At 45.3% G+C, this 9,506-nt stretch carries 5 protein-coding genes; 1 reads left to right on the top strand and 4 read right to left on the bottom strand.

Going from position 1 to position 9,506, the window contains the following annotated elements; all coding sequences use genetic code 11:
- From QYT14_RS04380 to QYT14_RS04370, 3 genes are all read right to left on the bottom strand, one after another.
- Positions 1–1,432, bottom strand: a 1,432-nt coding sequence (locus QYT14_RS04380) for an RNA-binding domain-containing protein (RefSeq protein WP_289826310.1), incomplete at its 3' end; no start/stop codon positions are given.
- Positions 1,433–2,310: 878 nt separating this feature from the next.
- Positions 2,311–5,856: a pyruvate:ferredoxin (flavodoxin) oxidoreductase gene (gene nifJ, locus QYT14_RS04375; protein WP_288324000.1), complete on the bottom strand. Its 3,546-nt coding sequence runs from the start codon at positions 5,854–5,856 to the stop codon at positions 2,311–2,313.
- 42 nt (positions 5,857–5,898) lie between these two features.
- Positions 5,899–7,077: an AAA family ATPase gene (locus QYT14_RS04370; RefSeq protein WP_237038229.1), complete on the bottom strand. Its 1,179-nt coding sequence runs from the start codon at positions 7,075–7,077 to the stop codon at positions 5,899–5,901.
- A gap of 121 nt (positions 7,078–7,198) precedes the next feature.
- Between QYT14_RS04370 and QYT14_RS04365 the strand changes: the two genes are divergently transcribed.
- A complete protein-coding gene (locus tag QYT14_RS04365; protein WP_288323999.1) occupies positions 7,199–8,458 on the top strand; it encodes a hypothetical protein in 1,260 nt (419 codons plus the stop codon).
- A gap of 9 nt (positions 8,459–8,467) precedes the next feature.
- Here the strand turns inward: QYT14_RS04365 and QYT14_RS04360 are convergent, their stop codons facing one another.
- Complete coding sequence (locus QYT14_RS04360; protein ID WP_288324190.1) at positions 8,468–9,388, bottom strand: DMT family transporter; 921 nt, start codon at positions 9,386–9,388, stop codon at positions 8,468–8,470.
- Positions 9,389–9,506 lie beyond the last annotated feature (118 nt).

The following is a 9,506-nucleotide window of genomic DNA, read 5'->3' as shown; positions in this document are numbered from 1 at the left end:
ATGGGTCGGAAATGACGAAATCAATAATCTTTTGTGCGGTTTTCCCAATGCTTTTGGATTTGTTTTTCAAATCTCCGAACTTTTTCTCCGAACCTTTTTGCATTATCTCCGAACCTTTCTCCGAACCTTTCTCCGAACTTTCTTGCGTATCACCGAAGGTTTTCACCGAACTTTTGCTATTTTCACCGAACTTCTCGACCGAACTTTCTTCGTTTACAGGGTACTTTTCGAGGGTACTATTTACCCTGTTGGCTACTTCTTCAACAGGTATTCTTTCGTTTTCGCCCCAGTTCAGATTATAGAATGTGGTGTAGAAGGAGGTCGCTTCCGTTTGATATTGTGGTTCTTTTCCTTGCAAGAAATTAGGTAATTTCTCTGTAAGCTCTCGCATTTTGCGTAAACCGGAACCACGTTTCTCCATATAATCCAACTGTGTGAACACATCTGCAATGACAGGATTACGACGCATGGACGGCACTTTGTATATGTCACGGTCTTGAATTTGTGTACCGTCAAGCATTGCACCCGGTGATACCAATTCTACACGGTCATCGTAAATGTCAATATGCACTTCACCGCCCATCACAGTATAATCTCTATGGATAAGGTGGTTTACCAACCCTTCAAAGATGGCACGGTCTGAATAGTCGGGGAGATTTAGACGATAGTTCGGCATCTTCACCCAGCCGCTCATGGTATAGTTCTTGATGAAGTCCATGCCGTATTTCAATAGTAATACAAGGTTAGCCCGATGCTCTACGGAACTGATGGCATCATCTTTATAGAGTCCAGTCCAACGGGTACAGAAAATACGTGATTGGAATACGGTACAATTATCCACAAACAGCAATCCGGCATTGGTCAATTTGCCATCAGGAGTTACCAGTCCGAATGATTCCAAATATTTGTCATTCCATTCCTGATGGGTTTGCTCACGGAAGGTATTGGCAAGGATGATGAAAGAATGTTTGTTGGCATTCACTTGGGTAGGCAGTGAATCCCATGTCATGTGCGTGCCTTTTAATACCAACGAAAGTAATTGTTGGGAGTTGCATTCTACACTTTCATTGCCAACTCGTACATATGCAGTACGTGTCCCATCCTGATAATAGTAATAAGGTGTAAGCGTTCCTGCCTTTACTTTCACTTCAAGCAGGGTATGCCCTTCGTGTTCTATCGGAATAAGTTGAACTTCCGGCACAGGGTCAAGTCTTGCCTTTATCATTTCACTGATAAAATCAGCATCGGCTTGTGGATTCTCCAACCCTACAATTATGCCGTCATCATTCACTCCATAGAACAAACTGCCACCATCCGTATTAGCAAAAGCCGACACGGATTTAAGCCACGATTTTACTTTCTTACGTTCCAACATTTCCTTGAAATCGTAAGTTGAGCATTCCGCTATCAATGTATTGTTATGTATCTGCATCGTTTTCTTATTGTTGTTTGGGTATAACATCCCAATATCATACACAAAGGTAAGGATAAAACCGAAGAATCTGTTAAAAGTATCGCTTTCTTTTGATTTTTATGCGTTTACATCTCGTTATTTATGAATAAAAATCGTACTTTTGTGAGCAAGAGCTTGTGTTGCTTATGGATGCTTATTTTCGGGTTTGCGTTATATTTGCAACACGTGTACGCAAGTCGCTGATAGATATATCACGTTGATTTTGAGGAAGTCAAATGATTCCGATAAAGATACAGATAACAAACAATAAGCAAAAGCGTGCAGCTCTGGTGGGTTGCACGCTTTTTGCGTTTATGGGGTTCATGATTGCTATGCGTTTTCTATGGAATCAAGTAGATAATTGTTGCTTGAGTTCTGTGTATTACCAGCCATATACTCACTCAGCTAATAGCATGATAATGGCTATTGCATAAATGTTTTGTGGCTTACCTGCAGCAAGGAAACAAACAAAAAAGGCGATACAGGGTACTTTTCCACCGAACTTTCTTCGCTTACAGGGTACTTTTCGAGGGTACTATTTACCCTGTTAGCCACCTCCTCGACAGGTACAAACTCAAAAAAAACAGTTATTCCTTTATTTTGAAATATGACATCAATTCCTTGAAATTATCTTGTGTACTGAGGCAAGTACCAGTCAAATAGTCATTGATTTTACCCCACTGATGAAAACCACGGTAATAGAACATCTTCAGTTCTTCTGTTCAGATGGTATGTTCCATGTCTTGCCAACAAGGAATGCACTAGCGATTTTCATGCTAAGCGTTAAGGCGATGATATAATAAAAGGGAATGTGTCTCACGGCACATCCCCTTTCCTTAATAATTTATATGATTGAGTTATTCACCCCAATTCATAGCAGTCATACGCTTGTAAGAAGCATAACGTTTCTTAGCCATTTCTTCGCAAGCAGCAAACAGGTCAGCAGCTTCAGCAGGATATTGTTTTGCTACAGAAGCAAAACGTACCTCACCCTTCAGATAGTCTTGGAATTCTTCCCACTTCGGTTCTTTAGAATCAAGCATGAACGGATTCTTGCCTTCTTCTTCCAAAGCCGGGTTGAAGCGCCACAAGTGCCAGTAACCGCATTCTACAGCCTTAGCCTCTTCTGCCTGACTCTTACCCATACCGGCCTTCAAACCGTGGTTAATACACGGAGCGTAAGCGATAACCAATGATGGTCCGGGGTAAGCTTCTGCTTCGCGGATAGCTTTCAAGGTCTGAGCCTGGTCAGCACCCATGGCAATCTGAGCTACATATACATAACCGTAAGTAGTAGCAATCATACCAAGGTCTTTCTTGCGAACACGCTTACCTGAAGCGGCAAACTTAGCGATAGCACCCAGCGGAGTGGCTTTAGATGACTGACCTCCGGTGTTAGAGTAAACTTCGGTATCCAATACCAGGATGTTTACATCTTCGCCTGAAGCAATCACGTGGTCCAAACCACCGTAACCGATATCATAAGAAGCACCGTCACCACCGATAATCCACTGGCTCTTCTTCACCAAGTAGTTCTTGAATTCGGCGATTGTAGCGCAGTTTGCACATTTGTCTTTAGCAGCTTCTACCATCGGGATAATCTTTTCGGCAGCAGCCTTGCTCTTGTCAGCATCGTTTTTGCCGTCCATCCATTCCTGGAATGCTTCTTTGTATTCAGCAGGACAAGTATCGCTGGCGATAGCATCCTTCATGGCAGCTTCGATACGTGCACGAAGTTTCTTGTCGGCCAAAGTCATACCCAGACCGAATTCGCAGAAGTCTTCGAACAGTGAGTTAGCCCAAGCAGGACCCTGACCTTTTTCATTAGTAGTATAAGGAGTTGAAGGTACTGAACCTGAGTAGATAGAAGAACATCCGGTAGCGTTAGCAACCATTTCACGGTCGCCGAACAACTGAGAAATCAGTTTCACATACGGAGTTTCACCACAACCTGAGCAAGCTCCTGAGAACTCGAACAACGGAGTAGCGAACTGAGAGTTCTTCACGTTAGCCTTGATGTCTACCAAGTGCTGTTTGCTCTTCACATTCTTAGAGCAATATTCCCAGTTGGCAGCCTGAGGCAACTGGCTTTCCAAGTGTTTCATGGTCAAAGCCTTGCCACCCTTCTTCGGATTGCCCGGACAAACATCGGCACAGTTACCGCAACCCAGACAGTCGAGTACGTCAACCTGGATACGGAATGTCATACCGTCAAATTGCTTTCCTACAGCTTTCAGTGTTTCGAACTGAGCACCCTTCTGTTCTTCAGCATCGAGCACGAACGGACGGATAGAAGCGTGAGGACAAACGTATGCACACTTGTTACACTGGATACAGTTTTCAGCATTCCATTCGGGAACGAATGCAGCTACACCACGTTTTTCGTACTGAGCTGTTCCCTGATGCCAAGTACCGTCTTCGATACCCTTGAATGCAGAAACCGGCAGCAAGTCGCCATCCTGAGCGTTGATAGGACGAACCACTTCGTTGATGAAAGCAGGATCGTTGTTTTCAGCCTTCGGATCATCCGGCAGGTTCACCCATGCGGGGTCAACAGGCAATTGTTTGTATTCACCGCCACGGTCAACGGCTGCGTAGTTCTTGTTCACCACGTCTTCACCCTTCTTGCCGTATGACTTAACGATGAATTTCTTCATCTGTTCTACAGCCAAGTCAACAGGAATAACGCCTGTGATACGGAAGAATGCTGACTGCAGGATGGTGTTGGTACGGTTACCCAAACCGATTTCCTGTGCAATCTGAGTGGCATTGATATAGTAAACAGTGATATTATGTTGTGCGAAGTATTTCTTCACTTTGTTAGGCAGATTCTTAGCCAGTTCTTCACCTTCCCAAATGGTATTCAGCAGGAATGAACCGTTGTCACGAAGTCCGCGAGTCACATCGTACATGTGCAGGTAAGCCTGTACGTGGCAAGCTACGAAATTCGGAGTGTTTACCAAATAAGTAGAACGGATAGGAGTATCACCGAAACGCAAGTGAGAGCAAGTGAAACCACCTGATTTCTTTGAGTCGTATGAGAAGTAAGCCTGACAGTGCTTGTCGGTGTTGTCACCGATAATCTTTACAGAGTTCTTGTTGGCTCCTACTGTACCGTCGGCACCCAGTCCGTAGAATTTAGCTTCGAACATACCTTCACCGCCCAGTGCGATTTCTGCTTCCTGAGGAAGAGAAGTGAAAGTGACGTCGTCTACGATACCGATAGTGAAGTGATTCTTCGGCATCGGCAGAGACAAGTTCTTGAATACAGCCAAAATCTGAGAAGGAGTAGTGTCCTTAGAACCCAAACCGTAACGGCCGCCTACGATAACCGGAGCGTTTTCTGCACCATAGAAGCAGTCTTTAACATCCAGATACAAAGGTTCGCCGTTAGCTCCCGGTTCTTTAGTACGGTCAAGAACTGCGATAGTCTTGGCAGTCTTAGGTACAGCAGCCAGGAAGTGTTTAGCAGAGAACGGACGGTACAGGTGTACGGCAACCATACCCACTTTCTCACCTTTGCTCATCAAGTAGTCGATAGCTTCGCGAGCAGCTTCTGTAACAGAACCCATAGCGATGATGACGCGTTCTGCATCTTCGGCACCATAGTAATCGAACAAACCGTATTTGCGGCCTGTGATTTTGGAGATTTCATTCATATATTCTTCTACGATAGCGGGAACTGCTTCATAGAAGTTGTTGCAAGATTCTCTGTGCTGGAAGAAGTGGTCAGGATTTTCAGCCATACCACGGGCAACCGGCTTGTTGGGATTCAATGCGCGTGCGCGGAATTCAGCCAAAGCCTGTTGGTCAATCAGACCTGCCAGGTCTTCATTTTCCAGCATTTCGATTTTCTGAATTTCGTGAGAGGTACGGAAACCATCGAAGAAGTTCATGAACGGAACACGTGACTTGATGGTAGCCAGATGAGCGACACCGGCCAAATCCATAACTTCTTGTACAGAACCTTCTGCCAACATTGCGAAACCGGTCTGACGTGCAGACATTACGTCCTGATGGTCACCGAAAATACACAATGCGTGAGAAGCCAACGTACGAGCCGATACGTGGAACACGCAAGGCAGGAATTCACCGGCAATTTTGTACATGTTAGGAATCATCAGCAACAATCCCTGTGATGCAGTGTAAGTGGTAGTCAACGCACCTGCCTGAAGAGAACCGTGAACAGCACCTGCTGCACCCCCTTCTGACTGCATTTCCTGTACCAAAACTGTTTCGCCGAAGATGTTTTTACGACCTGCGGCAGCCCATTCGTCTACGTATTCAGCCATAGTAGACGACGGAGTGATGGGGTAGATAGCAGCTACTTCAGAGAACATATACGAGATATGTGCTGCTGCCTGATTACCATCACAAGTGATGAATTTTTTTTGTTTAGTCATACAATTACTAATTATTAGGTAATTAAAATTATTCTCTATCTCTTAATATAAAAAGCCGAAAAGCCACAACGGAATCTGATTGCCGTGTCCCAATTCTAGCTTGTGGGGGGCATAATATACGTTCGGGTTGTTCTTGAACTTGCATCCTTCGGCACAGATGCGGAAGTGCAAGTTACCGTCTACCATAAACGAAGTGCCTTTATCGCCTTTATACAGTTTGTGGTCTTTATACATTGTGTTCATAAAAAAGGTGTCCAGAACATCTTGTTCATCGACCTTCACCGGATAAATGGAATACATCAGGTTGGTGTTGTGCATCATCAGTTTTGATGGTTTTTTAGGAAATTCCTCCCCCTTCGGATACACCATATTAATGAGACGCGCATCTGCCAGATACTTAATGTAATTCATCACCGTGGCACGCGAGGTTTGAATCTCCGTAGCCAACTGGCTGACGTTCGGAGCCACAGGTCCGTCCACAGCTAGCAAATATAGTAATTTTTTTATCTTCGAGAGATATTTCAATTCAATTTGTTTGATAAGAAGTATATCCACTTCTATCATCATGTTCATGGTTTTCAACAAATTCTCCGAGAAGTTGCGCTTCTCAAGGAAGAACGGATAGAAACCGTGATGCAGATAATCCTGAAAAAAATCAAGCGGTTTGACGTTGCGCAAGATTGTTTTCGCTATCTGTTCATGATTCTCTAAAATATCTTGTAAGGTATAGGCACGGAAATTGTTTCCGCTTTGCAGATTCAGGTATTCGCGAAAAGAGAAACCTCTCAGGTAATACACCTTTACGATGCCACTCAGTTCGGGATTTTCTTCTTTCAGCCTCATCACGGACGAACCCGTGAATACAATTTTCAGCCCGGGAAACTTTTCATAACACGCACGTAGGTCGTGGCTCCATTCGGGGTATTTAAACACTTGGTCTATCAACAAGACCTTGCCTCCGCGTTTGACAAATTCTCCTGCAAAATCCACCAGTGTATATTTAGAGAAATAGAAGTTGTTCATGTTGATAAACAGGCATGAACGGTCTGTGCCGAACTTTTCTTTTGCATATTGCAGGAGGAAAGTCGTCTTCCCCACGCCACGAGTTCCCTTGATACCGATCAGTCTGTCGTTCCAGTCTATTTCGTCCATCAGGTCCCGGCGAACAGGAGCATTTGTATGTTCCACCAGATAACTGTGTGTTCTGTAAAAGGTTTCCATGGTTGCTTTTTTATCGGCTGCAAATATAGCAATACTAATTCAAATTGCAAACTGGAGATAGCAAAATATTATTATTTTTCTTCTTTTAATAGACAGGGAAATTCCTATCTTTGCACTGTAAATGAAAACTCTTTATCTGTTTAACCCTGAAAATGATATGGCATTGGCGTGTGGTGATTCGTATTACATGCCGCCGGCCAGTGCGCGACGGATGGCAGCCGATTTGTCGGTGCTCCCGGCGTGGTATGCCGCACCGGGAGATGCGGTGCTGACAGATGTTGCTCCCCACGACATACAAATGAAAGTTCTGTCTCCGCTGCTGCCTGCTGTGGAGTTTGTCACCGGACTATCTTCTTCCTATACTAAGATATCTCCCTGGGGCTGGAACCCCTCTTTGCTCCGTCGGTTACACGAGGCAGGAATAACGGATTCAGCCTGTCTTACGGATGAAGAGATGAAGCGTGTCCGTGAACTGTCGGGGCGCCAGACGGCGGTGCGTGTACTGTCTTCCATTCATAGGGGGCAACGGTTATATTCCTCGTCTGCAGTATCGGAATATAATGGTGCGATGGAGGATTTTCCCACTCTTCCTGAAGATACGGAGGCCCATACTCCGTTTGTAGGTGAATCTTTTCTGTTTCACACAGAGGAGGAAGTCGAATACTTTGTCCGTTCGTATCCGCAGGCCGTGCTGAAGTCTCCATGGTCGGGCAGCGGACGAGGGATTCAGTACACTTCGGGAGCATTTACCCGCCCGCTGAAAGGTTGGGTGCAACACGTGCTCCACACCCAGCAGGCAGTGGTGGGCGAACCATTTTATGATAAGGTGAAAGACTTTGCAATGGAATTTTTCAGCAACGGAAAGGGTGAGGTGCGCTTTGCAGGTTATTCTCTGTTTGAAACGGACAAGCGTGGCATTTATAAAGAAAATCTTTTGGCAGCCGATGCCGATATTCTGAAAAAGCTGTCGGCCTACGTCCCCACATCCGTATTCCATCGGCTCTGCAGACGGATGGCAGATGAACTGGCACACACCATAGGCGGGTATGAAGGTTATCTGGGAGTGGACATGATGATATGTCGCACGTCTTTGGCGAAGACAGGTTATGCCATTCATCCCTGTGTGGAAATCAATCTGCGGATGAATATGGGAGTAGTGGCCCGGATGGTTTATGACAGATATGTGTGTGACCGTGTGCAAGGCCGCTACGCAATAGAATATTATGCTTCGCCCGGTGAAGCGGAACAGGCCGACCGGTTCTTGCGCCTCCAGCACCCTCTGCTGTTAGAGGGAGGAAGGATAAAATCAGGCTACCTGTCCCTCACTCCAATATACCAACAGACTGCTTATCAGGCGTATATTCTTGTCGGGACTATCTGACGACCCCCCTCACCGACTTCCGAAATAAAGAAATATCATACCGATAAGCACCAGTGCCAAGTCTACCGCTTTGCTTTTGAGGTTCTTCTCGCGGAACACCATTGCACCGAAAATAAAGGAAACAATCACGCTACCTCGCCTCACCATCGAAACAATGGAAATCATGGCACCGTCAAGACTCAATGCATAGAAATAGACAAAGTCGGCAGCCGAAAGGAAGATGGATATCAGTATGATGCACCAATCCCAGCGGAAAGGAGTGGTCGCCTGTCGCTTCGGCCACCACAGCAGCATCAGCACGGCACTCATCATAAACAACTGGTAAATGTTATACCACGACTGCACCACCATGCGGTCCAGCCCGATGCCTCCCTGACTGACAGGTGCCATCAGATATTTGTCATACAGTCCGCTGACAGCTCCCAACACAGCAGCCATCACAATGAAATAAATCCACTTATTATGTTTAAAGTCAATGCCCTCCTTCTTTCCGCTTCGGCTCAGCATAAAAAAAGAAAAGACCGCCATCAATACCCCTATCCACTGATAGAGATTCAGTCGTTCGCCAAACACCAGCAAGGCTCCCACCAATACCATCACCGGACGGGTGGCGTTAATCGGCCCCACAATGGTTATCGGAAGATTCTTCATGCCGAAATATCCCAATATCCACGAAGAAAGGACAATGACAGACTTCAAAACAATAAATCGGTGTACCTCCCACCCCACCACGGGAACAAAGAAAAGTCCGCCTTCCAATATATCGGGACGCCATGCCGACAGCACAATAAACGGAAGGAATATCAAACTGGAGAACAACGTATTCAGCGTGAGTACGGGAATCACTGCATTGTTCTTTAACGACTGCTTTTTAAATACATCATAGAATCCCAGCAATGCCGCCGAGAGAAAAGCTAAAAGTAACCACATCATCTTTTTACCTGTTTTTTAATCGGGTGCAAAGTTACAACAAAAGCCTCGAAAAGGAATATCCAATTTGATATAAATAATCAGAAAGCCCTTGCCTGTTTCAAACACTATCTGTATT

The sequence above is a fragment of the uncultured Phocaeicola sp. genome (genome assembly GCF_948499155.1).
Lineage (GTDB): Bacteria > Bacteroidota > Bacteroidia > Bacteroidales > Bacteroidaceae > Phocaeicola > Phocaeicola faecalis.
This window is presented reverse-complemented; position numbering and strand designations above follow the sequence as displayed.

What these genes read in the sequence shown, in the direction of transcription:
- nifJ (WP_288324000.1), bottom strand. Translation starts at nt 5,856, where the DNA reads ATGACTAAACAAAAAAAATTCATCACTTGTGATGGTAATCAGGCAGCA.
- QYT14_RS04370 (WP_237038229.1), bottom strand. Translation starts at nt 7,077, where the DNA reads ATGGAAACCTTTTACAGAACACACAGTTATCTGGTGGAACATACAAAT.
- QYT14_RS04365 (WP_288323999.1), top strand. Translation starts at nt 7,199, where the DNA reads ATGAAAACTCTTTATCTGTTTAACCCTGAAAATGATATGGCATTGGCG.
- QYT14_RS04360 (WP_288324190.1), bottom strand. Translation starts at nt 9,388, where the DNA reads ATGTGGTTACTTTTAGCTTTTCTCTCGGCGGCATTGCTGGGATTCTAT.